General features: G+C 65.9%; 26 protein-coding genes. 11 read left to right on the plus strand and 15 right to left on the minus strand.

Going from position 1 to position 22,127, the window contains the following annotated elements:
• Positions 1-117: 117 nt before the first annotated feature.
• The 3 genes from AC5P8Y_RS08775 to AC5P8Y_RS08785 form a co-directional block, all read right to left on the minus strand.
• Positions 118-1,026 carry a manganese catalase family protein gene (locus AC5P8Y_RS08775; protein WP_049452454.1) on the minus strand — a complete coding sequence of 303 codons (909 nt, stop codon included), beginning with the start codon at positions 1,024-1,026 and terminating at the stop codon, positions 118-120.
• 37 nt (positions 1,027-1,063) lie between these two features.
• Positions 1,064-1,585 carry a ferritin-like domain-containing protein gene (locus tag AC5P8Y_RS08780; RefSeq protein WP_005409697.1) on the minus strand — a complete coding sequence of 174 codons (522 nt, stop codon included), beginning with the start codon at positions 1,583-1,585 and terminating at the stop codon, positions 1,064-1,066.
• Positions 1,586-1,744: 159 nt separating this feature from the next.
• On the minus strand, positions 1,745-2,173 hold the full coding sequence (locus AC5P8Y_RS08785) for a hypothetical protein (RefSeq protein WP_229295579.1): 429 nt from the start codon (positions 2,171-2,173) through the stop codon (positions 1,745-1,747).
• Positions 2,174-2,296: 123 nt separating this feature from the next.
• Here AC5P8Y_RS08785 and AC5P8Y_RS08790 point away from each other — a divergent pair, with 123 nt between their 5' ends.
• Positions 2,297-2,689: a response regulator gene (locus AC5P8Y_RS08790; RefSeq protein WP_005409699.1), complete on the plus strand. Its 393-nt coding sequence runs from the start codon at positions 2,297-2,299 to the stop codon at positions 2,687-2,689.
• A 14-nt stretch (positions 2,690-2,703) separates the two neighbouring features.
• On the opposite strand, the gene AC5P8Y_RS08795 is transcribed toward AC5P8Y_RS08790, so the two are convergent.
• The 7 genes from AC5P8Y_RS08795 to AC5P8Y_RS08825 all read right to left on the minus strand — a co-directional run bounded on the left by AC5P8Y_RS08795 (position 2,704) and on the right by AC5P8Y_RS08825 (position 7,997).
• Positions 2,704-3,102 (minus strand): BLUF domain-containing protein, encoded by a 399-nt coding sequence (locus tag AC5P8Y_RS08795; protein ID WP_288415772.1) that lies wholly within the window; start codon positions 3,100-3,102, stop codon positions 2,704-2,706.
• 157 nt (positions 3,103-3,259) lie between these two features.
• Positions 3,260-3,946: a glycosyltransferase family 2 protein gene (locus AC5P8Y_RS08800; protein ID WP_329772043.1), complete on the minus strand. Its 687-nt coding sequence runs from the start codon at positions 3,944-3,946 to the stop codon at positions 3,260-3,262.
• A complete protein-coding gene (locus AC5P8Y_RS08805) occupies positions 3,943-4,530 on the minus strand; it encodes a class I SAM-dependent DNA methyltransferase (protein ID WP_012480291.1) in 588 nt (195 codons plus the stop codon). The genes AC5P8Y_RS08800 and AC5P8Y_RS08805 overlap by 4 nt, the downstream gene beginning before the upstream one ends.
• A complete protein-coding gene (locus tag AC5P8Y_RS08810) occupies positions 4,527-5,285 on the minus strand; it encodes a PIG-L deacetylase family protein (protein WP_288415767.1) in 759 nt (252 codons plus the stop codon). Before AC5P8Y_RS08810 ends, AC5P8Y_RS08805 begins: the two co-directional genes overlap by 4 nt.
• A complete protein-coding gene (locus AC5P8Y_RS08815; RefSeq protein WP_266192685.1) occupies positions 5,273-6,214 on the minus strand; it encodes an acyl-CoA dehydrogenase in 942 nt (313 codons plus the stop codon). The genes AC5P8Y_RS08810 and AC5P8Y_RS08815 overlap by 13 nt, the downstream gene beginning before the upstream one ends.
• Positions 6,215-6,319: 105 nt before the next feature.
• Entirely contained in the window at positions 6,320-6,823 is a 504-nt protein-coding gene (locus tag AC5P8Y_RS08820; protein WP_285311155.1) for a hypothetical protein, read from the minus strand.
• 10 nt (positions 6,824-6,833) lie between these two features.
• On the minus strand, positions 6,834-7,997 hold the full coding sequence (locus AC5P8Y_RS08825) for a zinc-dependent alcohol dehydrogenase (RefSeq protein WP_049452447.1): 1,164 nt from the start codon (positions 7,995-7,997) through the stop codon (positions 6,834-6,836).
• 148 nt (positions 7,998-8,145) lie between these two features.
• Here AC5P8Y_RS08825 and AC5P8Y_RS08830 point away from each other — a divergent pair, with 148 nt between their 5' ends.
• The 3 genes from AC5P8Y_RS08830 (at position 8,146) to AC5P8Y_RS08840 (ending at position 9,670) form a co-directional block, all read left to right on the plus strand.
• Positions 8,146-8,334: a hypothetical protein gene (locus tag AC5P8Y_RS08830; protein WP_495201921.1), complete on the plus strand. Its 189-nt coding sequence runs from the start codon at positions 8,146-8,148 to the stop codon at positions 8,332-8,334.
• 100 nt (positions 8,335-8,434) lie between these two features.
• Complete coding sequence (locus AC5P8Y_RS08835; protein ID WP_266192687.1) at positions 8,435-9,073, plus strand: DUF6766 family protein; 639 nt, start codon at positions 8,435-8,437, stop codon at positions 9,071-9,073.
• 3 nt (positions 9,074-9,076) lie between these two features.
• Positions 9,077-9,670, plus strand: coding sequence for a cysteine hydrolase family protein (locus AC5P8Y_RS08840; protein ID WP_329772042.1), 594 nt, complete (start codon positions 9,077-9,079; stop codon positions 9,668-9,670).
• On the opposite strand, the gene AC5P8Y_RS08845 is transcribed toward AC5P8Y_RS08840, so the two are convergent.
• From AC5P8Y_RS08845 to AC5P8Y_RS08855, 3 genes are all read right to left on the minus strand, one after another.
• Entirely contained in the window at positions 9,653-9,886 is a 234-nt protein-coding gene (locus tag AC5P8Y_RS08845; RefSeq protein WP_266192689.1) for a metallothionein, read from the minus strand. The two genes, AC5P8Y_RS08840 and AC5P8Y_RS08845, sit on opposite strands and share 18 nt — an antisense overlap.
• 122 nt (positions 9,887-10,008) lie before the next feature.
• The gene (locus AC5P8Y_RS08850; protein WP_495201922.1) at positions 10,009-10,455 is read right to left on the minus strand and encodes a Rap1a/Tai family immunity protein; all 447 of its coding nucleotides are present in this window, start codon (positions 10,453-10,455) and stop codon (positions 10,009-10,011) included.
• A gap of 150 nt (positions 10,456-10,605) precedes the next feature.
• Complete coding sequence (locus AC5P8Y_RS08855) at positions 10,606-11,589, minus strand: LacI family DNA-binding transcriptional regulator (protein WP_111172309.1); 984 nt, start codon at positions 11,587-11,589, stop codon at positions 10,606-10,608.
• Between the two features lie 155 nt (positions 11,590-11,744).
• Here AC5P8Y_RS08855 and ptsP point away from each other — a divergent pair, with 155 nt between their 5' ends.
• From ptsP to AC5P8Y_RS08875, 4 genes are all read left to right on the plus strand, one after another.
• On the plus strand, positions 11,745-14,255 hold the full coding sequence (gene ptsP, locus AC5P8Y_RS08860; protein WP_495201923.1) for a phosphoenolpyruvate--protein phosphotransferase: 2,511 nt from the start codon (positions 11,745-11,747) through the stop codon (positions 14,253-14,255).
• Positions 14,252-15,208, plus strand: a complete 957-nt coding sequence (locus AC5P8Y_RS08865) for a 1-phosphofructokinase family hexose kinase (protein WP_033834216.1) — start codon at positions 14,252-14,254, stop codon at positions 15,206-15,208. Before ptsP ends, AC5P8Y_RS08865 begins: the two co-directional genes overlap by 4 nt.
• A gap of 85 nt (positions 15,209-15,293) precedes the next feature.
• Positions 15,294-16,997: a PTS fructose transporter subunit IIC gene (locus AC5P8Y_RS08870; protein WP_033834217.1), complete on the plus strand. Its 1,704-nt coding sequence runs from the start codon at positions 15,294-15,296 to the stop codon at positions 16,995-16,997.
• Between the two features lie 82 nt (positions 16,998-17,079).
• Positions 17,080-18,333, plus strand: coding sequence for a carbohydrate porin (locus AC5P8Y_RS08875; protein WP_111108937.1), 1,254 nt, complete (start codon positions 17,080-17,082; stop codon positions 18,331-18,333).
• A gap of 42 nt (positions 18,334-18,375) precedes the next feature.
• Here AC5P8Y_RS08875 and AC5P8Y_RS08880 read toward each other — a convergent pair whose 3' ends face one another.
• Entirely contained in the window at positions 18,376-19,305 is a 930-nt protein-coding gene (locus AC5P8Y_RS08880) for an aromatic alcohol reductase (protein ID WP_495201924.1), read from the minus strand.
• Positions 19,306-19,400: 95 nt separating this feature from the next.
• Between AC5P8Y_RS08880 and AC5P8Y_RS08885 the strand changes: the two genes are divergently transcribed.
• Positions 19,401-19,814 (plus strand): winged helix-turn-helix transcriptional regulator, encoded by a 414-nt coding sequence (locus tag AC5P8Y_RS08885; RefSeq protein WP_495201925.1) that lies wholly within the window; start codon positions 19,401-19,403, stop codon positions 19,812-19,814.
• A gap of 49 nt (positions 19,815-19,863) precedes the next feature.
• The gene (locus tag AC5P8Y_RS08890; RefSeq protein ID WP_204301401.1) at positions 19,864-20,463 is read left to right on the plus strand and encodes a fasciclin domain-containing protein; all 600 of its coding nucleotides are present in this window, start codon (positions 19,864-19,866) and stop codon (positions 20,461-20,463) included.
• Positions 20,464-20,547: 84 nt separating this feature from the next.
• Here AC5P8Y_RS08890 and AC5P8Y_RS08895 read toward each other — a convergent pair whose 3' ends face one another.
• Positions 20,548-21,747, minus strand: a complete 1,200-nt coding sequence (locus AC5P8Y_RS08895) for a serine hydrolase domain-containing protein (protein ID WP_495201949.1) — start codon at positions 21,745-21,747, stop codon at positions 20,548-20,550.
• Positions 21,748-21,892: 145 nt separating this feature from the next.
• Here AC5P8Y_RS08895 and AC5P8Y_RS08900 point away from each other — a divergent pair, with 145 nt between their 5' ends.
• The gene (locus AC5P8Y_RS08900) at positions 21,893-22,075 is read left to right on the plus strand and encodes a hypothetical protein (protein ID WP_152907131.1); all 183 of its coding nucleotides are present in this window, start codon (positions 21,893-21,895) and stop codon (positions 22,073-22,075) included.
• Positions 22,076-22,127 lie beyond the last annotated feature (52 nt).

The following is a 22,127-nucleotide window of genomic DNA, read 5'->3' on the forward strand; positions in this document are numbered from 1 at the left end:
GCCTGAAGCCAGATGCACCTCTTCGTGGGCGGACGTGATGTCCGCCCACTTTCGTACGCCTTGACGCTGATCAAGGGCTTCGCCACTGGGGCGCCGCAGATGGGCGCCCCAGCTCTTTCACGGCTCGCGTGGTGGCAGGTCCAGTGCTCCCGCGCCCGGGCCGGCCCCCAGCTCGGCCCCGGTGGTCGGCCGCGCTTCCGGGTCGGAGAGTGTACGCAGGGCCATGGCCTGCACCGCCGCTTGTTCGCGCGCGTCCAGGTCCACCGTGCCGCCGCCGTCGCCACCATCCACAGCGGTCTGTGCCTCGCGGTCGCTGACCCGCTCCCATAGCTCGCCGCTGTTCCAGCTGCCCTGCAGGTCGTCGGCGCCGTCCCCCTGCGACATGTCCATGTACAGATCGGTGAACGCAGGGTCCCCCGGCAGCTTGCCCGGCGGGAAGTTGGGCTGGATGCTGTGCAGCGCCTTCTCGAATGACTTCATGTGCGCGATCTCGCGCGTCATCAGGAAACGCAGCGCATCCTTGATGCCGGGGTCGTCGGTGACGTTGATCAGGCGCTCATACGCCAGCTTGGCGCGCGCTTCCGCAGCGATGTTCGAGCGCAGATCGGCGGTAGGTTCCCCGATCGAGTCGATGTAGGCCGCTGTCCACGGCACCCCGCTGGAATTGACCAGTGCCGGCCCGCCACCGTACAGGATCTGCTCGGTATGGCTGGTGCTGTTCTGCCCCAGCAGCCGCATATCCTCGGCCTCGGCAAGCCCTTCGGACTGAATGGCCTTCGGCCCGCGGTTGAGCATGGCGATGATGGTGCCGATGATCTCCAGATGGCTGATCTCTTCGGTGGCGATATCCATCAGCAGGTCCTTGCGGCCTGGATCGCATTCGCCGAGTCCCTGGGTGAAGTAGCGCATGGCGGCAGCAAGCTCGCCCTGCGGGCCGCCGAACTGTTCAAGCATGAGGCTGGCGAGCTGCGGGTTGGATTCGCGCACGCGCACGGTGTACATCAGCTTCTTGTGATGAAAGAACATGGGGTTTCTCCAATGGCTGGCTGTGCTGGCGTCGGGGTCAACGCTTGGCTTGCGCGCCCGGCGTTTCGTCGCGATTGAGGAACGCACCGACCAGGCCGTCCTGGTGGTCCTCCAGCCAGCGCGCCATGGCGATCTCTTCCTGCAGGATCTGGCCACAGACCGCGGCGATGTCCGGCGCTGCGGCACGCTCGGCAGCAATCACCAGCGCCCGGTAGGTGGCGATCTCGGTGTTTTCGAAGCCGAACGAGAGCCCTACGCTCTTGACCACCTCGTCTTCCATCAGACTTGTGCCGGCCGCATGGAGAGCCGCAGTCATGCTGGCGAACAGTCCCTTGGCGGTCGGCACGCTTCCTCCAAGCGCTTCAATGCACTGGCGCAGCGAGGCGGCCTGCCCCTGCGTCTCCTGGACGTGCTGGGCGATCCGTGCAGCGAGGTGGGGATAGTTCTGGATCCGCGAAGCCATGGCCTTCATCATGGTCTCCGCCTCCTGCTCCATGGCGTAGGCGTCCTGCAGCCACTTCAACAGGCGCTCGCTTCGGGCGTTGTTCTGGTCTGCCATTTCGATCTCCGGTGCGGGGCGACATGCCTCCGGAGACCATGGTGGAGCGCCTGCAATCACCGCCCTGTCGGCCGGTGTGAGCCGTCGAAGGTGGGCGCTGCACGCAGTGGTGATGCGGCGATAACATCCGCAGCCCTGTGTTGCACCCAAGGGGCGCTCTCAGGTCGCCAATGCGCTGGATACGCCCACACCGGCTGCAGGTCGCTGGCGCCTGGGGTTCGAGGCGCACGCGCCGCCGGCCGCCATCACGGCCTGCATTACCCGATGTTGAGCACGATGCCCGCCACCATCCACGCCCACGACATAGACGAAGCGCCCATCGAACTTGGCCTGTGCGCCTTCCATGGCGTCGTCGGCCAGCAGTGTTCGCTTCAGCGACTTCATCCAGGCCCGTTCAGGCGCCCGGTCCAGCTCCACGACGATGGCGGCACCGCCGCAGTCGAGCGGCATGCACTCGACACGCAGTACACCTGGAGCGACAGAATCGGTTCCGGATAGCGGCATGACAGAATCTCCGATGCGGGGGACGGCGGCAGTATCCACAGCGCGTGCCAAGACGCCGTCAACGAAATCCAGGGCACCTTCCACACCTCCTCCACCCGGTTGGCGGCGCGCTCTCGGGGGCTTCGCGCCGGGCTGACAATGCACACGCATGGCGTTGATGCAGCACAGCACAGACTGCAGTTCCCAGGACAACACAGGCGTGCACGTATGCAATCCGGAATGAGCCAGCGCAGATGCAACCTGCTGCTGGTGGAAGACCAGCTCGACCTGGCTGCGCTGATGGAACAGGCGCTGGAGGACGCAGGCGACCAGGTGACACATGCCTACAGCGTGTTCGATGCGCTGGGGCTGCTGGACAACCAGCGATTCGACGGCGCCGTGCTCGATGTCGAGCTTCGCGACGGCGTGGTCTTCCCGGTGGCTGATCGCCTGACGGAACTCGGTATTCCGTTCCTGTTCGTATCCGCGGTCTATGACCAGTTGGTGCCGCAGCGTCACCGTCGCGCCGCTTTCGTGGCCAAACCGTTCCACGTCGGCGAGTTGCAGGAGACGGTTCGGCGCGTCATGGGGGATGTCTGCGTGCAACCGCCGGCGCATTGATTGCCATGGGGTGGTCACCCCAGGTGCGGGGCCACCACCAGGCTCAGCTGGCGCAGCGCGCCGCCATGGGAGAGCCCATCCCAGTTGCTGCGCGCCACGCTGCGGATCTCGGAGGCGTCAACCCACAGCAGCCGCATTGACCAGTAGGGAAAGAACCGGCCGGAAACCCTGCCCCGGCCCAGCTCGATCAGCTCGCAATGGCTGCGGGCACTGAGGATGCGGCTGTACACCACGTTGATGCTGTCTTCCGGTCCCTCGATGTACTGGAGGAAACGGAGCCTGTCGTAAAGAAGTACACCCGTAACGCCGGCTTCGAAGTTGAAGCGGGCGGCGGCCCTGGCGAGGTCATCCACATGGTCCATGGAAAGCCCCGATGTCGCCTCACTTGCGTAGGCGACTGCACGGAGGGGCACGTTCGTTCCTTCTGACGCAGGAGATTTCCTGCTCGTCCATCATCGCTTCGCGGAGGTAGGCAGGGATGAGGGCCTTCGTGGCCTGCGCTGTTCCAACGCTCTCCTCAACCGCACGCTCCGATAACACGGGGCGCTTGCGTGACGGTGTGGCTGACCCTCAGGTGATCAGGGCCGATGCTTCCGCGCCGGAGCGCTCGCCACCCAGCGCCGCCAGATAAGCGGAGAATCCGCCTGTAGCGCGCCCCTGCAGACGCGCACTTGTCATCACCAAGGGAGCGCCGGCCCATCGCACCACCGCACCGCAGCGTTGCAGCGCTCTCACAAGCGCCACGTCTTCACTACAGTGCAGGGGAGCAAAGCCGCCAACGGCCCGATAGGAACTGGCAGAGACGCCGAGGTTGGCACCGTGGATGCGCCCATGATGGTCGCCCCACTGCTGTCTTGCCTGGAATGCCCTGCGCAGGCGCCGTTCACCCTGGCAGGACGTCGCTATGTCCACCAGTCCGCAGAAAGCGTCACAACCGCCCTGAACCTGTGCAGCCAGCCACTCGGGAGGCACCTCGCTGTCAGCGTCCGTGCTTGCCAGCCACCTGGCGCCCCGCCCCAGCAGTTCAGCAGCGGCTGCGGCCCGGGCGACACCGACGCAGCGTGCATCCAGCTGTACGCTGCCGACCTGGTGTTGGCGGCAGATGGTGCCCGTTGCATCCGTACACGCATCCAGCGCGACCATCACCTCCACTGCTTCGCCGCCGAGGCCCGGGTAAAGGGCCGCCACCCGGATGGATTGCAGGCACCGCGCGATACTGTCCGCCTCGTTGTGGGCGGGTATCAGGACGCCTATCACCGCAGGCCCTCGTTGCGGGCCAATGACAAGGGGCCCCGTGTCCATCCCTGAAGCACGAAGTCCGCATCGCGGTAGTGGAAGGCTTCCTGCAGGCCTTCCCCCAGGCATCGATGCACCACCTCGGTCCGGCTCGCGCGTCCGGCGAACGAGGGCAACCAATGGCAGGCAACCAGCAAGCCGTCATCGCGAAGTGCTTCATCGATGCCACGGCGCAGCTCGCGCAGTGCGCCTGCTCCCAGGTAGTAGCCCATTTCGCCGCAGACGATCAGGTCGAAGCGTCCTGGCGGCCATTGCTCGGGATGGCTGGCGCAATGAACCTGCACGTGCGGCAGATGGGCCAGGTTGCGGCGCGCCTGGAACGCCGCACGTGGGCTGATGTCGGTTGCCAGCAGGCGTTCGCAACGTGCGGCCAGCGCCTCGGTCAGTACGCCGTTGGAACACCCCAGTTCCCAGCCGCGAGCGAACTGGCGCTGGCTGAGGCTTGCCAGCAGCAGCGCACGCTTGCGCTCTTCATACCACCGACTGCGGTAGCCGAACGGGTCCTCCTGCTCATGCAGGTCATCGAAGTACGGTTGCGCGCTCATGCAAGGAATACCTCGTAGTTTCGGAAGAATCGGGCGAGTACATGTGCGGGCAGCACCGGCGGGCTGTTCAGGCCCACCACGTCGCCGGTCTGCGTACGGAAATGCGCGATCGCGATTCGCTTTGCGGACGCCACGGCTGAAATGTCGACCAGCTTCGGAACCTCCCACGCCATATGTGCGCAGGCAGGGTCAAGCCAGTGCCAGCCCCACACCGGGTACTCCAGCCGGTGGCAACCGACCGCCCGCGCGGCGCGCCAGGCTGCGCGCCCTGCGGCTTCGTGATCGGGGTGACCATCAAACCGCCATGGCGCCAGGACCAGGTCGCGCGGTTGCAGATACTGCTGCAGCCAACCTTCCAGCCCCTGCTCATGCGCGCTGACCGCGCCGTCGGCGATACCCAGGTGGAAGATGGAGCCGACCGGAATACCGAGTTCGCCCAATGCCGCGGCAAGCTCCGCTCGGCGCGCTGATCGCAGGCGTTCGGGCGTCCACCACGGCTCGCCCGGGTAGCATGCTTCGCCGTCGGTCACGGCAACGACACTGACGTCGATACCCTGTCCCGCAGCGTGATGCAGCAGTCCGCCACAGCCAAGAATTTCGTCGTCCGGATGCGGCGCGACCACCACCATGCGGTCATGCCCGCTGCAGAGTGCGGTTGCCGATGTGGTCGGTTGCTGCCAGAGCCAATCGCAGTGCAGCCAGGCCTGCTCCTGGGTTCCTTGCCCTTGCAGGGGTGTCCTGGCTACAGCGCCCATGTTGCCTCCTGTGCTGCGCGCTGCTCGCCCAGCCATTCCCAATCGCGGTCGGCGTGGCTCTGGCGAAGGAACACGGTCAGGTCCGCGCAGCGCCGGGCATGGGCGTCCTCCAGGCACATCGGGCCCGGGCCCAGCGCCCGACCCGCCAGGTCCAGCACACGCGTTGCCGCGCGCTCAACGACACAGCGCACGCGCACTACATCTTCGCGATGGGCCAGTTCGGGCGCGGCGTCGATGTGCGCCGCCAGTTCGCGAAGCAGCGCGGCTGCCGGGCCCAGGGCGAGGTCCACTTCACCCAGCAGCCGCGCGCGATTTCCCTCGGTGCAGGCCGGTCGCATGCGCTCGGCCAAAGCGGCCGCTGCACCAAACCAGACCGACGCGATGCCTGCCCCGCCGTGCCAGAAGCCCGGGCGCTGCAGGTAGTCATCGCGCGTCCCCAGGATCACCATCGGTGCGCCGTCAAAGCGCACCGTGGTGGAAGGGATTGCGGCCATGCCCACGGCAGGCCATGGCTCGCCCGCAAGTGTGTGCCAGTGTTCCGCCGCTACCTGGCATAGCCACACGCCCTGCGGGTTGCGAACCGTTACCAGTGCCGCATCCACCCATGCGCTGCCGGAACACCAGGGTTTGTCACCGTACAACCCACCGCCGGCATCGATGCGAACGGTGTTGGCCGGACCCTCTGCAGCCCATACCGCCAGCAACGTATCTTGAGCAGGGATGGGCGCCCTCAACTCGGCAGCAATCGCCTGGGCGTCATAGTGGGCCTCCAGTACCTTGGCCAGGCAAAGATCCTCTGCCCCCCAGGCTGCCAGCGCCTGCCAACGCTGCAGCGTCTGGCCGCCACCGGGCAAAGGCAATGCCGGTTGCTGCACCAGCACCTGGCGTGCGCGATTGAACAGCGAAGAGGACGACGTCACATCCCGCATGGGTGGCAGACCTGCAATGGAGATACGCGATGAACGTAGGCGGCGGGCGGTCACATGTCTGTCTTGATGGCGTGGCGGGCACATGAATGCCCGGTACCATGATCCTCACGGACCCGTCTGCGTGCGCTGTCTTGCACGCACGCACTGCCGCAGTTCCCAGAGCCATGGCAGCACTACCAGGCCCAGCGCCGGCAGCAGGGCGAGCCACCAGACGTCCGGTGCTGCAGGCTTCACTTCGAGCGACCACCGCGGGTGGACCTGCCAGCCCACCCAGGCCAGCAGGACCCACGGCGCGGCATCCAGCACGCTGTGCACATGCTGTTCCGCCGGGCTGATGCGTCGACAGCCGTCCGCGCTGACGGTATCGAGATAGCCGGCGACCGCGTGTGCGATGACCAGGCCTGTCAGAAGCGCGACCAGCGACAACGTGTTCTCCAGCAGGAGCCAGGCAAGCATGCCGCTGCCGATCAGCAGCAGCTGCACCCCATGCAGCAGGCTTTCGCGCATCGCGGAAGTGTGCGGAAGATCGGTGCGCCGGTGAAAATGAAAATCCAGCGATCCCGCAGCCAGCCACAGGGCGTAGACACAGGCGATGACAATCGCGCTCATGGCGGCACGCTCAGGGTGTCAATACGATCTTGCGGCAGTCATCGTCCTTGGCGTCGAACATTGCATAGCCTTGAGCTGCATCGGCCAGGCGCATCCGGTGCGAGATGATGTCACCCGGCTGCAGCTTTCCTTCCATGATTGCGTCGAGCAGTTCCGGCATCAGTCCCTGCACGTGGGTCTGCCCCATCTTGAACGTCAGCCCCTTGTCGAACGCATCACCCAGCAGAAAACCATGGATGAAGCCAGCGTAGACACCCGGGATGCTGACCACGCCGCCGCGGCGTGCTGCCGCGATGCACTGCCGGATCGCCACGCCGCTGCTGCCCTCCAGCTTCACGGCAGTCAATGCTGACTCCAGCGCGCTGCCCTCGGCCTCGAAGCCTACCGCCTCGATGCAGGCGTCCACGCCCCGCCCACTGGTCTGGGCAAGGATGTAGTCCGCCGGGTCTTCGATCTCCTTGAAGTCGATGGGCGTCACACCGTAGGTACGGCGCGCGTAATCCAGACGGTAACGAAGATGGTCGACCATGAAGATGGTCTCTGCGCCCAGCAGGCGGCAGCAGGCCGCGCTCATCAGCCCCACCGGGCCCGCACCGAAGATGGCCACCGTCGAGCCCGCCTTCACCCCTGCGTTCAGCGCAGCCTGGTAGCCGGTGGGGAGAATGTCGGACAGGAACAGCACCTGCTCATCCGCAATGCCTTCCGGAATGCGCAGCGGGCCTACATTCGCCTTCGGTACGCGCACGAATTCGGCCTGCCCCCCGGCCACGCCGCCATACAGATGGCTGTAGCCGAACAATGCGGCCGGAGGCAGCATGCCCTTCTGATTCAGCGCGGCACCCTTGCCGGTATTGGTGGTTTCGCAAGCGGCATACTCGGCCAGGCGGCAATGGAAGCACTCTCCACAGGCGATCACGAAAGGGATCACCACACGATCGCCCGGCTGCACCTGGGTCACGCCGCTGCCGACCTCTTCCACCACGCCCATGAACTCGTGGCCGAGCACATCGCCATCGTGCAGATCCGGAATCTTGCCGCGATACAGGTGCAGGTCCGATCCACAGATGGCGGTGGCGGTTACCCTCAGGATCAGATCGTCATCGGCCGCCAGTACCGGGTCCGGTACGGTCTCGACTCGCACATCCTTGCGGCCGTGATAGGTCAATGCTTGCATCGTGCTTCTCCAGGAGCTCGGGACGCCAGCATCGCAAGGCCGCCATCCCGCTTCGGTGACATCCCGGTGTGCACGGCGTTCATTCCACGGGGTCATGGTGTTAACCCGGCCCGGTGCAATCTTCGGTCTTTCGACGCAAGAGCTGCCCATGAACGACAAGCTGCCCTTCAATCCGACGACAGACGTGGACGATCAGTCGAAGGCGCACACGCCGGACAAGCGGCGCAACGATCGGGCCAAGTGGAAGGAGCACGACATGCACGACGACGGCGATGGCCCCAAGGCCGTACCGGAAGACTACGAACGTCCTGATCCTGACCCGACCGGAAAGCGTTGAGTCCGCCTCACATTCTGGATGCGCCGGATTCACGGGTCATGGCCTGCTACCCGCGCAGGCTTCGCGCACGGCCTCTGGAACAGACTGAACGAGGTGTTGCATGTGGAAACGCAACGGTCTCTCGCTGGTGCTGCTTGTGCTCACGCTTGTGTTCATCGTTGGGCAGGCGGTTGCCGGGCATCACGTGCACAACCAGGAACTGGTCGAGCACGGACGCGCGCCGATCGATCTCTGGCACTACCTCGCGACGGGGCACTTCGTCAGCGCCACGTTCGAGAACTGGGAGAGCGAGTTCCTGCAGATGGGGATGTATGTGCTCCTGACGGTCAGCCTGCGCCAGCGCGGCTCGGCCGAATCGCGGCCGCTGGACCCTGCGCAGGAACAGAATCGCGTCGAGCCGGGGCCCACGCCGTGGCCGGTAAGGCGCGGTGGTCCATGGAAGACGCTCTACGGTCATTCGCTTGCGATCGCGTTCGGGCTGTTGTTCCTGTTCAGCTTTACGCTGCATGCAGTGGGAAGCTGGCGTGCCGAGGAGGCCGAACAGCAGTTGAAGGGATTGCCGCCGCCAGGCTTTATGGAGCACCTCGCCAGCAGCACATTCTGGTTCGAATCCATGCAGAACTGGCAGAGCGAATTCCTGGCCGTGCTATCCCTGGTGGTGCTGACGATCTTCCTGCGCCAGAAAGACTCGCCGCAATCCAAGCCGGTTGAGGCCCCACACGCGCAGACAGGTGATTGAGCCATGCGAGATGATCCATCGACGGCCCTGCTGATCATCGACATGTTCAGCCGATTCGACTTCCCTGGCGCTGAAAAGCTGGCGCCGGCGGCAGAGCGGGCGGCCCGGCAGGTCCGGCGCTTGAGAGATCACTTCGACGAATGCGGTTGGCCGGTCATCTACGCCAATGACAATTTCTCGGATTGGAAGCGCGACTTCCGCCAGCAGGTGGAACAATGCCGGCGCGACGGTGGCCCGGCGGGGCGGATCGCCAGCCTTCTCTCGCCTTTGCCTGGTCACTACTTCGTGCTCAAGCCCAAGCACTCGGCCTTTCTGGCCAGCCCTTTGCCGATTCTGCTGGGCAAACTGGGAGTGCGCCGCCTTTGGCTGTGTGGCATGACGGCCGATTCGTGTGTCCTGGCTACAGCGTTGGACGCCAACGCCAGGGAATTCCACGTGGTGTTGGCGTCGGAGGCCGTGGCGGGGATGCCAGCGCAGAAGCGGCGGGCACTGGCGCTGCTTGCTGGTTCGGACGCAGCGCGGGTCGCGCGGGTTTCTTCGCTTGTCTCTGGCCAGGAGCGGGATGGCGCTGACGGCGACTCAGGCCCGGTCGGCTAAACCCTTTACGCCTGAATGACCGGCGCAGTGTGCGCAGCAGAAGATCTGGCCGTTTCCTTCAACACCATGCCCGATAACAGCGCAATCGCAGTGTGCGCAGCGCGGTGCGAATGCGTGGATCGCGCATTCGAACGAATCGAACGTGCCGCTGCGCTCGCCCTGCTGGAGAGTGAAGCTCTTGTCGTAGTTGTTGCCGCAGACATCACAGGTGGCCATGGGGCACCTCGTGCTGTGGAAGGAACATGCAGTGTGGACAGCGCGGGTGTCGGTGGCCGTGAATGCACCGTGTCGCGAGGGTGTAGGACGTTCGCGTCGTCACGCGTCGGGCGCGGCCCGTCCTATTCGTCTTTGCCGGGCTCGGCACTGCCACCCCGTGACGCGCCACCACCACAGGGAAATGCGGTCCGCAGCGCTTCGGCAACCAGTGAAGACGCATCCTGCTGCAATCGCTCGCCGGGCAACTGCCGGAGATGGGAAGATACACGGTCGACCAGCTCATGCGGAAGAATCCTGCCTTGGCCACACCACTGGCCGTGGCTGGCATCGGCAACGCCCTGGATATAGGCGCTGGCGCGAGCGCTGGACAGGTTCCGGCACTGCTCGCCGTCGCAGAACCCATCAGCGCCTTTGCCCTGCAGCAGGGTGATGAGTTCGGCTCCACTGACAAGCCAGGTGCGTGCCGGTTGCGTTGTTCCGGCGAGGGCGGATCCTGCCAGGGCGCAGACGCCAAGTGCGAGGAGCCGACGCATCAGGCGGCGCGCCTTGGGTTCGTGATATCCATTCATGTCGGGGTCCTTGGCGCGTTCCTGTGGGGTGCACACAGCGTGGGTCAAAGTCGATCAAGCTGGTTGTGGACGGATGGCTTGTAACAGACAGGGGTTGGCCCGCCAACACCCAAGTGGCATTTCCAGGCTTCGCCGCAATCGGGCGCCGAGCTATCGCGCTGCCGTCGACCCTCTGACCACGCACCGGCCCGTCATTACGAGTCGGCGTACCGGCAGCTCCGGCGTGTGCAGGCGCTCAAGCAGCAGCGACATCGCGGCCCGCCCCATCTCCTCAACCGGTTGCTCGATCACGGTGATGCCCGGCTCGACCAGCTCGGTCCAGCGTTCGTTGTCGAAGCCGGCCAGTGCCAACGCCTCTGGAATCGCCAGCCCTGCGCCGCGGGCGGCTTTCAATGCGCCCATCAACAGCAGGCTGTTGCTGGTGACCAGTGCTTCAGGGCGGGATGGCGTAGCGAGCCACTGATCGACCGTCGCGATGGCGGCTTCGGCCGTGGGTTCAACCTCACGGTAGTCCGGCTGCAACCCATGCGTGCGCATCGCAGCGAGATAACCATCACGTCGCTCGGCCGCAGTGGTACTGGTGCTGCCGAACAATCCGCCGATACGCCGATAGCCGCGCTCCACCAGATGCTCGACCAGGCCTGCCATCGCTGCCGGATTGTCGAGTACCACGCTGTCGATCAACCCGCCGGGCGCGGCGCGGTCCACCAGCACCGTCGGATAGTCCAGCGTGAGCCGTTCGAGCCGGCCCACCGTGGTCCGGGTCGGCGCGAAGATCAGGCCACTGATGCGCTCTTCGTGCATCAATTGCAGATACAGCGCCTCCCGCTCGGGGTCCTCGTCGGTGTTGCAGAGGGTGACCCGAAGACCTTCGCGATAGGCCACCTCTTCCACGGCGCGGATCAGCGCCGTGAAGAACGGGTTGCGGATATCCGCCACGATCAAGCCGATGATGCCGGTGTGCCGGGAGCGCAGCCGTCTTGCCTGCAGGTTGGGTCGATAGCCGGTCTGGCGGATCGCCAGCTCGACCCTGCCGCGCACGTCCTCGCTGACCGGACCGCCCCCGAGCACCCGTGACACCGTGGATTTGGACACCCCCGCCACGCGTGCGACGTCGTTGATGCTGATGCTCATTGGAAACGTTCCCGGAAACGTACGCTGTTCATGGCCCGATGGCTGTTCAGGACAATGCTAACGCCAAAGGACTATTGGATTTTTGTGCAGTGCACATTGAAATGTGCAGTGGGAACGTTCCCAATACGCCTCAGCCATCCCTCCCGGAGCCCGCTTTGTCGCCCCTGACCTCCCCTTCCCCCGTCAGCCGGGAACTGATCCGCCTGGACGCGCGGGCACAGGACAAGACCGATGCCATCGCCCAGGTGGCCCAGATGCTGGTCGCTGCCGGCTGCGTGGCGCCGGGCTACGAGGCCAGCATGGGACGCCGCGAGGCGCTGGCGAACACCTTCCTCGGCCATGGCGTGGCGATCCCGCACGGGCTCGGCGAGGACCGCCACCTGGTGCGCCGCGACGGCATTGCGGTGCTGCAGTTGCCGGAAGGCGTGGAATGGAACCCCGGCCAGGTCACCCGCCTGGTGGTTGGCATTGCCGCCCAGTCCGATACCCACATCACCCTGCTGCGCAGGCTGACCCGCCTGATCCAGGACGAGGCCGCGCTGCAGCGGTTGTTCACGACCCACGATGCGAGCGAAATCGTCAATGCGCTGGCCAGCGATGTCGCAGTCTCTGCCACTCACGTTCCGGTGGCGGACCTGGCCGAGCGTTTCGACTGGACCATTGCTTACCCCAGCGGACTGCACGCGCGCCCGGCCACGCGCTGGGCCGAGACCGCTCGGGGTTTCACGGCCCGGGCCCAGGTTCGCGCGGGCGATCAGGCGGCCGATGCCAAGAGTCTGGTGGCGCTGCTGCAGCTGGGGCTTCGCGAGGGCGATGCCGTGCGTGTTTCTGCCGAGGGCGCCGATGCCCCCGCACTGCTGGCTGCACTACGCAAGACCATGGACGGGCTGGTGGCGCAGGAAAAGACCGATGCGGAGCGTGCAGCACAGCGGAAGGCGGCGCCGGTCGCGGGCTGGAATCCGCCCGAAGCGCAGGCGGCGATCGTCGGCATCGGCGCCAGCCCCGGGCTGGCCATCGGTCCGCTGCATGTACTGGCCAGCGCGCAGGCCGATGTTGCCGATCGCCCGGCCCCGCTCGGCGAAGGCGGGGCGCGTCTGCAGGACGCGCTCGCACGTACCCGCCAGCAGTTGGCCGCGCTGCAGGATGACACCCAGCGCCGGCTTGGCGCCTCGGACGCAGCCATCTTCAAGGCCCATGCCGCGCTGTTGGACGACACCGACCTGATTACCCGTACCTGCCAGCTGATGGTCGAAGGCCATGGCGTCGCATGGTCCTGGTACCAGGCCATCGAACACATCGCCTCGGGCCTGGCCGCGCTGGGCAACCCGGTGCTGGCCGGGCGCGCCGCCGACCTGCGTGACGTTGGCCGCCGAGTGCTGGCGCAGCTTGATCCGTCGGCCGCCGGTGGCGGCCTGGCCGACCTGCCCGCGCACCCGTGCATCCTGCTCGCGGCCGACCTGTCGCCGTCCGACACGGCCAACCTCGACACTGCCCGCGTGATTGGCCTGGCCACCGCGCAGGGCGGGCCGACCTCGCACACCGCCATCCTCTCGCGCACCCTCGGCCTGCCGGCGCTGGTTGCCGGTGGCGCCGAACTGCTGGCGATCAAGGCCGGCCGCGAAGCGATCATCGACGGCAGCAGCGGGCGGCTCTACCTGTCCCCTTCCGAGGCCGATCTTGCTTCGGCACGCGCCTGGATCGCCGAGCAGCAGCAGATCCGCGCGCGCGAAGCCGCACAACGCGCGCAGCCGGCGCAGACCACCGACGGCCATCGCATCGACATCGGCGCCAACGTGAACCTGCCTGAGCAGGTGCCATTGGCGCTGGAACAGGGCGCGGAAGGTGTCGGCCTGATGCGCACCGAATTCCTGTTCCTCGAACGCGGCAGCACGCCCAGCGAGGAGGAGCAGTACGCAACCTACATGGCGATGGCCAAAGCGCTGGAAGGCCGTCCGTTGATCGTGCGTGCGCTCGATATCGGTGGCGACAAGCAGGTCGCCCACCTGGAGCTGCCGCACGAGGAGAACCCGTTCCTCGGCGTGCGCGGCGCGCGCCTGCTGCTGCGCCGCCCGGATCTGCTTGAGCCGCAGCTGCGTGCGCTGTACCGCGCAGCCAAGGACGGTGCACGCCTGTCCATCATGTTCCCGATGATCACCTCGGTGCCTGAACTGGTCGCACTGCGTGCCATCTGCGAGCGCCTGCGCGCCGAACTCGAGGCACCCGACGTGCCGATCGGCATCATGATCGAAGTACCGGCCGCGGCCGCCCAGAGCGATGTGCTGGCGCGCCACGCCGACTTCTTCTCGATCGGCACCAACGACCTGACCCAGTACGTGCTGGCGATCGATCGCCAGAACCCGGAGCTGGCCGCAGAGGCCGACAGCCTGCACCCGGCCGTGCTGCGCGCGATCCGCACCACGGTGGACGGCGCACGCACGCAGGGGCGCTGGGTGGGTGTCTGCGGCGGCCTGGCCGGCGATCCGTTCGGCGCGATGCTGCTGGCAGGGCTGGGCGTGGACGAACTGTCGATGACCCCGAACGACATCCCGTCCGTGAAGGCACGCCTGCGTGGCAGCGCGCTGGCCGATCTGCAAACGCTGGCTGCGACGGCGCTGGACTGCGAAACCGCCGAGCAGGTGCGCGCCCTCGACGGAGCCCGCGCATGAACGCCCGCGCCGTCACCGTTACCTTGAACCCGGCGATCGACCAGACCGTGCGGCTGGCCAGCCTGCGGCCGGGCCATGTGCACCGCGCCCGCAGCAGCCGCGACGATGCGGGTGGCAAGGGCATCAACGTGGCCGCCTGCCTGGCCGACTGGGGCGTGCCGACCACCGCGCTGGGCGTGCTCGGTGGCGGCAACGACGGTGTGTTCGGCGCGCTCTTCTCCACGCGCGGCATCGTGGATGGTTGCCTGCGTATCCCCGGCAGCACCCGCACCAACATCAAGCTGGTTGACGAGGACAACGGCGAAACCACCGACATCAACCTGCCCGGCCTGGCCCTCGACGATACCGCTCTGGACGCAGTGTCGCGCAGGCTTGGCGCCTTGCTGCTGCCGGGCCTTCCGGTGGTGCTGTCCGGCAGCCTGCCGTCTGGACTGCCGTCCGATGCATGGGCGCGACTGCAGGCGCAGGTCGTCGCCGCCGGTGCGCGCGTGTTGCTGGACACCAGCGGCGACGCACTTGTGGCTGCATTGAGTGACACCGCCGGTGCACTGCCCTACGCGGTCAAGCCCAACCGCCAGGAGCTGGAGGCCTGGACCGGCACCCCGCTGCCGGACCGCAGCGCCCTGCGCGTCGCTGGCCAGGCCTTGGTCGAACGTGGCGTTGCGCTCGTAGCGATCTCGATGGGCACCGACGGCGCGCTGTTCATTGATCGCAGCGGCGCGCTGGTCGCACGACCGCCGCGACTGGCCCAGGGCAGCACGGTCGGTGCGGGCGACGCGATGGTGGCCGGCATCGCTGCCGCCCTGCTGGAGCCGTCCATCGATCTGGACGGCTGCGCGCGGCTGGCGACCGCGTTCTCGATGAGCCGGCTGCAAAGCGGTGACGCACGACGGCTGGACCCGGCGCAGGTACGCGGTTGGACCGGCGATGTACTGATCGAGCGGTTGGATTGACCCCCGGCCGGGAGCACGGCGGTTGGCTTCGGGTTGACCGCAGCGCTTTCGGCAAGCACGAGCCCGAAGAATTCCAGGAGTTTCCATGCACGCTTTCACCGTAGTCATCGCCGCCGGCGAACGCAGCATCGAGGCGGTTCTTGCCGCCGAAGCGCTGCGCCGCGCCGCCCGCCAGCGCGGGCTCGAGCTGATGATCGAGATCCGCAGCGACCAGGGCGTGACCGGCGCACTGTCTGCCTCGGACGCCGCCGCCGCGACGCAGTTGCTGCTGGTGGGTGATGGGGAGGCGGACATCGCGCGCTTCGCCAATGCCGGGATCGTGCATGCCAGCCTGGGCGAGGTACTGGACGACCCGGTTGCGGCGCTCGCACCGCTCGCGGCCGCGGTGTCGGGCAACGCCGGCACGCATGCGGGCAAGCGCATCGTCGCCGTCACCTCCTGCCCCACCGGCATCGCCCACACCTTCATGGCGGCGGAGGGCCTGCAACAGGCCGCCAAGGCGCTGGGCCATGCAATCCGGGTCGAAACCCAGGGCTCGGTCGGCGCGCAGGACGCGTTGAGTGACGAGGAAATCGCTGCCTCCGACCTCGTCCTGATCGCCGCAGACCGCGAAGTCGATCTGTCGCGCTTCGCCGGCAAGCGCCTGTTCAAGAGTGGCACCAAGCCGGCGATCAACGATGGCCAGAACCTGATCCGCAAGGCGCTGGCCGAGGCCGGCGTGCAGGCCGGTACCGCGACTCCGGGCCGCACGGCCGAAAAAACCAGGGCCACCGGCCCCTACAAGCATCTGATGACCGGCGTGTCGTTCATGCTGCCGTTCGTCACTGCCGGTGGCCTGCTGATCGCACTGGCGTTCGCACTCGGCGGCATCTATGCCTTCGATGACGCGCACAAGGGCACGCTGGCGTGGTCGCTGTTCCAGATCGGCGCCAAGTCCGGCTTCATGTTGATGGTGCCGGCGCTCGCCGGTTACATCGCCTATTCCATCGCCGACCGGCCCGGCATTGCGCCCGGCATGATCGGCGGACTGGTAGCAGTGAACATGGATGCTGGCTTCATCGGCGGCATCCTGGCTGGCTTCATTGCCGGTTATGGCGTGCACTGGATCAACCGTGCGCTGCGCCTGCCGCGCAGCCTGGAAGGCCTCAAGCCGGTGCTGATCCTGCCGGTGCTGGGCACGCTGCTGGTCGGCCTGTTGATGATGTACGTGATCGGCACGCCGGTCGCCGGGCTGCTGGCGTGGCTGACCGACTGGCTGCGCGGCATGCAGGGCGGCAGCGCGATCCTGCTTGGCCTGCTGCTGGGCGGAATGATGGCGGTGGACATGGGCGGGCCGGTCAACAAGGCGTCCTACGCGTTCTCTACTGCATTGATTTCCAGCCAGGTCTACACGCCGATGGCGGCGACGATGATCGGCGGCATGACGCCGCCGCTGGGTATTGCACTGGCGACATGGCTGTTCAGCAACCGCTTCACCGCCGAGGAGCGCGGCACGGCCGGTGCCGCCGGCGTGCTTGGCCTCAGTTTCGTGACCGAAGGCGCGATCCCCTACGCCGCACGTGATCCGCTGCGCACCATTCCGGCACTCATTCTGGGTTCTGCGGTGGCGGGTGCGATCTCGATGGCTGCTGGCGTCGAGCTGAAGGTGCCGCACGGTGGTGTGTTCGTGCTGCCGATCCCGAATGCGGTCACTCATCTCGGCATCTACCTGCTGGCATTGCTGGCTGGCGTGGCCGTCACCGCAGTCGCGCTGCGCATCCTCAAGAAGCCGGTGACGGCCGCGGCCTGATCCCCCTGCCCTCACGGTCCTTTCGCGGTCCCTGCGCGCGTAGGGGCTCAACGACCTACGCCCTGCACACGGAGCCCCGCCCATGACCTCCCCTTCCCGCCGCCTGCTGCCGACAGCGATCCTGCTGGTCCTGCCGTCGCTGGCCGCAGCCGCCGACGCGAGCGATGTCCTCATCCCCAAGCTTGCCTACACCGGCGAAGCCGCCGCCACGCTCGACGGCGGCAAGCGCAGCGGTACGGCGTATGCCGGCCAGCTGATGTTCGGTGCCGACGTGGACCTGGACGCTGCGTTTGGCTGGAGGGGTGCGACGGTCAAGGCGTACGGCATCAACCGCCACGGCACCAATCTCGCCAACAGCAGCACGGGCAACAGCACCTCGGTGCAGGAAATCTACGGCGGCCAGGGCACGCGCCTGGCCAATCTGACGCTCGAGCAGAAACTGCTGAACGACCGACTGGTGCTGGAAGCCGGGCGCAGCGTCGCCAACATCCACCACCTCGGCTCGGAGCTGTGCCAGTACTTCCAGGGCAACTCGGCCTGCGGCAACCCGACCTACGTGTTCCGCACCAGCAGTTTCACCTGGTGGCCGGTATCGAGCTGGATGGCCGATGCCACGGTCTGGGTGACGCCGGATGTCTACGTTCGCGTGGGCGCGTACCAGGTCGACCCGAGCCAGGCCGAGGACGGCCAGCACGGCCTGAAATGGAGTACGAACCAGGCCACCGGGTGGATCGTGCCGTACACGATCGGCTGGCGCAGCCCGGCATCGGCGCGCTTGAAGGCCCGCTATGAACTGGGTGGCTGGCAGGACAACTCGACCTATCGCGACCCGCTGCGCGATGCCAACGGCATTCCCGCGCTGCTCAGTGGCCAGGAGTACGTGACACGCCACGGTCGCTCCGGTGCGTTCGCGCGCTTCGAGCAGCAGCTTACCGGCGATGGCAATGGTCGCGGCCTGACCCTTTTCGGTGCCGCGCTCAAGGGTACCTCCGGCCAGTTGATCGAGGATCACTTCCTGCAGGCCGGGCTTGTGCAGAAAGGCACGTTCGCCAGCCGGCCGCAGGACAGCATCGCCTTCGTCGTGACCCAGCAGAAGTACAGCAGCATCGCACTGGAAAACCTGCGCCTTGCCCGTGCCGCGGCGGGTGGCAGCGGCACCCCGCACGGAAGCCAGGTGATGATGGAGCTGAGCTATGGCATCCAGCTCACCCCACAGCTTCGGGTCGCGCCGAACCTGCACTACGTCGTGCATCCCGACCAGTTCAATGAACCCGCACGCCAGCGGGACCTGCCGAATGCGCTGATCGCCGGCCTGCGGGTCGATTGGAGTCTGTAGGAGAATCCGTTTTCGTCCACGCGATTGCCGCTCAACGGCTCATCAAGTCTCGAAGTGGGCTTTCAGCCAGTCGTCGACACCCTCCAGTTTCGCGCCAATGCTTGCATTGAACGTCCCATCCAGGCTCCAGGAGACGCCCCTGCCTTGGGCGAAGGCGGCACGGTACTTCCTGATCATGTTTGATGGGTCACCGGCAAGCTCCTCCATCAGCTGGGGAACGCTCCACACGTTCAGCTTGAACGGAACACCGAAGTGTTCCTCAAGGATTGCGGGCAGCTCCTCATAACGGAGTGTGTCTCCCGCAAGATAGACGATCTCGTTTAGAAGGGGGGGCGAGTGGAAGACGATCTGTGCAGTCATTGCACCGATGTCCTCCGGCGTGGTCAGCGTAACCGCATTGGAGGCTGTGCCAAGTGCATTGACCTTTCTGCCGGGAAGATCGATGACGCCAAACTCCGGCTCGAAGAGGTAGCTGGTGAACATGCCGGTGGAAATGACCACCCAGTCCATTTCGGCCTGTGAGCGGAGATAGTCGCGTACATCCAGCTGGGCGTCGAAAAGATCCTGTGGCCCGCCGCGTCCGATGGCGTCAAAGTCGACCCCGAATTGCCAAGGGAAGTACCTGGTAATGCCCGACTTCACGGCGGCGCGCGCTACCTTCATGGGAGTGTCGCGGCCAGCGGCGTAGCCGGTGCAGCCGATGACCGTGTCATAACCGGAAAATAGATCAGCCAGCTCATCGACCGTGGCAGTGACCAGGTCGCCAGGAACGAGGGCCACTCCCAGCGAGCGGATCTGGTCAATGACCGTACGCTTGTCCGGTAGTGTGGATTCAATCGACGCAGGCCTCAGCATCACGCTGATGGTTGCGTCATGCACAACCGCGAGCTGGGCCAGGTTGCGGATGACGGGCATTCCGAGTTCGCCGGCACCCAGGACCAGGATTGAGCGGGAAACAATCGGGGGAGACATTGAAACCACCATCAGTGTGTACGATGGCGGCGATTCTGCGCCCCTCCCTCGTTGCCACGTAAGAAGGCACACCGATGATACCGACCGCACCGTTCATGAGCACCGATGAGCTTCTGCGACATTCACAATCGATATGCGACGGCATGAGCGCGGACGACGACGGTCTGCGCCGCGAGGTGCTCGCGCATGCCGGCAGCCGCTGGTCGCTGGGCATCATTCACGCCCTGGGGGTCTACGGAACACTGCGTCACGCCGATGTGGCGCGGCGGATGAAAGGAGTCACGCAGCGTATGCTGACGCGTACCCTGCGTCAGCTTGAAAGGGACGGACTGATCCATAGGCAGGATTTCCGTGAGGTTCCGCCGCGGGTGGAGTACACCATCACTCCGCTGGGCAGGGAGCTGCTGGTTCTTATGATCCCGATGTGGACCTGGGTAGTGGGACACGCCGAGGAATTCCGCCGCTGCAGGGAGAATTTCGACACGCATCACGGCCCTTCCCCTGACTGACCCGGCCTGCATCCGGTGCATCCAGGCGCTCCCGCCAGCCGTATGTAGGATGCCCGCGCTGTGCGGGCATCCTATCGAGGAACACACCGTGAACGCTCTTCAGCGCATCGCCGCCGCAGTCAGCTTCGCCGTATTCGTCTCAGCCGCTTCCGCCAGCTTCGCCGCAGATCCGGTAATGGTTGGCGGGGCCGAGATGTACCCGACCAGGACCATCGTTGAAAACGCCGTGAACTCCAGGGATCACACCACGCTGGTGGCAGCGGTCAAGGCCGCAGGCCTGGTCGAGACCCTCAATGGCGCCGGTCCCTTTACCGTCTTTGCGCCCACCAATGCCGCCTTCAACAAGCTTCCAGCAGGCACGGTCGATACACTGGTGAAGCCTGAAAACAAGGCGCAGCTCACCCGGATCCTCACCTACCACGTGGTCCCAGGACGGTTCAGTTCCGCCCAGCTCCTGGCCGATGCCAGGAAGCACGGTGGAAAAGCCACGCTGAAGACAGTGCAAGGCGAGCCGCTTACCGTGGCGCTCCACGACGGCAAGCTGTGGGTGATCGACGCCAAGGGTGGCAAAGCAGGCATCAGCATCGCCGACGTCAACCAATCCAACGGCGTCATCCACGTTGTCGATACCGTGCTGATGCCGAAGTAGTGGCGCGCCCTGCCAGACCCTGCCACTCCGGCCAGCAGCATGAAGCAGTGGACGAGGATCCGGGCGCAGGCCCGGCTCCTCCGTTCACTGAAGCGCCTGGGCCAGCGTGAGTACATCCGCCGGGAATGTCGCGTAGTCATCCAGTGGCGCGCGATGGCTGTCGCGTCGGTGGATGAGGCGCACGGCAACCACGCGCTGTTGCGGAACGATGACCAGGTGCTGGCCCAGGTAACCGTTGGCGGCGTAGGCAACGGTGGGGCCGCGTTGGATGTCGAACATGTCGGACAGCTTGAGTCCACGACCGGTGATCTCGCTGCCATAGTGCTGCGGCCAGTCCGCCCCAAGTCGCTCGGCCACGTACGCAATCAATGCGCTCTTGCTGTCGAATACCCTGCCCCCGGTGGCCAGCAATGCCTGCTGGACCGGAGCGCTGACCCCATGCCGCGCCAGGAAGTCGGCCATCTGGCCTTTCAGCTCATAACGCTCCCATGCTGGAATGCGCCACCAAAGAAGACCAACATCCTGGGAGCGGGCACTTGCTCCAGTCAGCAGCGCCGCCGACCGCTCGCTCAGCACGCGCGTACCCGCCGGGGTCACGCCGCCATCAAGCAGCAGCTGCCCGATCTTCGCCAGATCGCGGGCAGTCAGCGACAATCCGGCCATGCCCAAGGGGGTGCCCGCACCGTCCTTCAACCAGGTATATCGGGCAATGCCCAGCGGTTTGAACAGGCGCTTCTCAACGTAGGCATCCATCGGTTCCCCTGCCAGACGCTCGACAATGCCGGGCAGCAGATTGGTAGCCTTGTTGTTGTACGAGAACGTGGTACCTGGATCGCTGCTCAGCTCTGCCGCCAGTGCGAGCTTGACCAGGTCCGGCGCAGCTTCCAGCTCTTCCCCCGCGTTGGCCACGTTCTGCAGGCCAGAGGTATGGTCCAGCAGCATGCGTACCGTGATGTCCCTTTTCCGCCCCTGCTTCCACTCCGCGAAGATGTTGCTTACCGGCTCGTCGACCGAGGCCAGTTTTCCGTCGTCCAGCAGTAGCATGATGGCCAGCGCCACCACCGACTTGGTGGCCGACATGAGGTGAACCGGCTCCTCGCCGGTCTCTGGCTGTGGCTCCAGGAGTGTTTTTCCATCCTTCCAGACAAGCACCGCGTCGGAATGCGCGGCACGGGCGTTGCGTTCGATCGTCGCGACGGCGTCGGCCGTGGTGGTCGTGCTGGCCAGTGCAGGGAGGGCCAGCATCAAGGCCGCGAAGCTGGACAACCATCGTGCAGTTTTCATGGGCATCTCTTCCGGTGAATGCCTGTCCACATTGCCTACAGCTGTAGTCACGACCGAGTGCCTGAAGTCATGCCCGGCCACATAACAGCATCAGCACCACGCCCCCTGCATGGCCCCGTAGTCCGCCAGCGGATACGCGAAGCCGATGGCCCTTCCTGCGGACCCGCTTTCTGATGGTTCCGATCCGGCCGTTGCAGTCGCAGGAAAGGGGCAAGGCCGCCCGATTTTGTTTCGCATTGCAGCAAATGCGGCGTGCCAGGCAGCACTGATGATCGCTCAACTGTCTGATTTCCCGGGCTTCTGGTCATCCATCATTCATTCTGATTGACAGCGTTGTCAGGTCGCGCTTACAAGAGCCCACGTCCGGCGCGTGGCGCGGG

Source organism: Stenotrophomonas sp. YJH_SMC_12-1, from assembly GCF_059370935.1.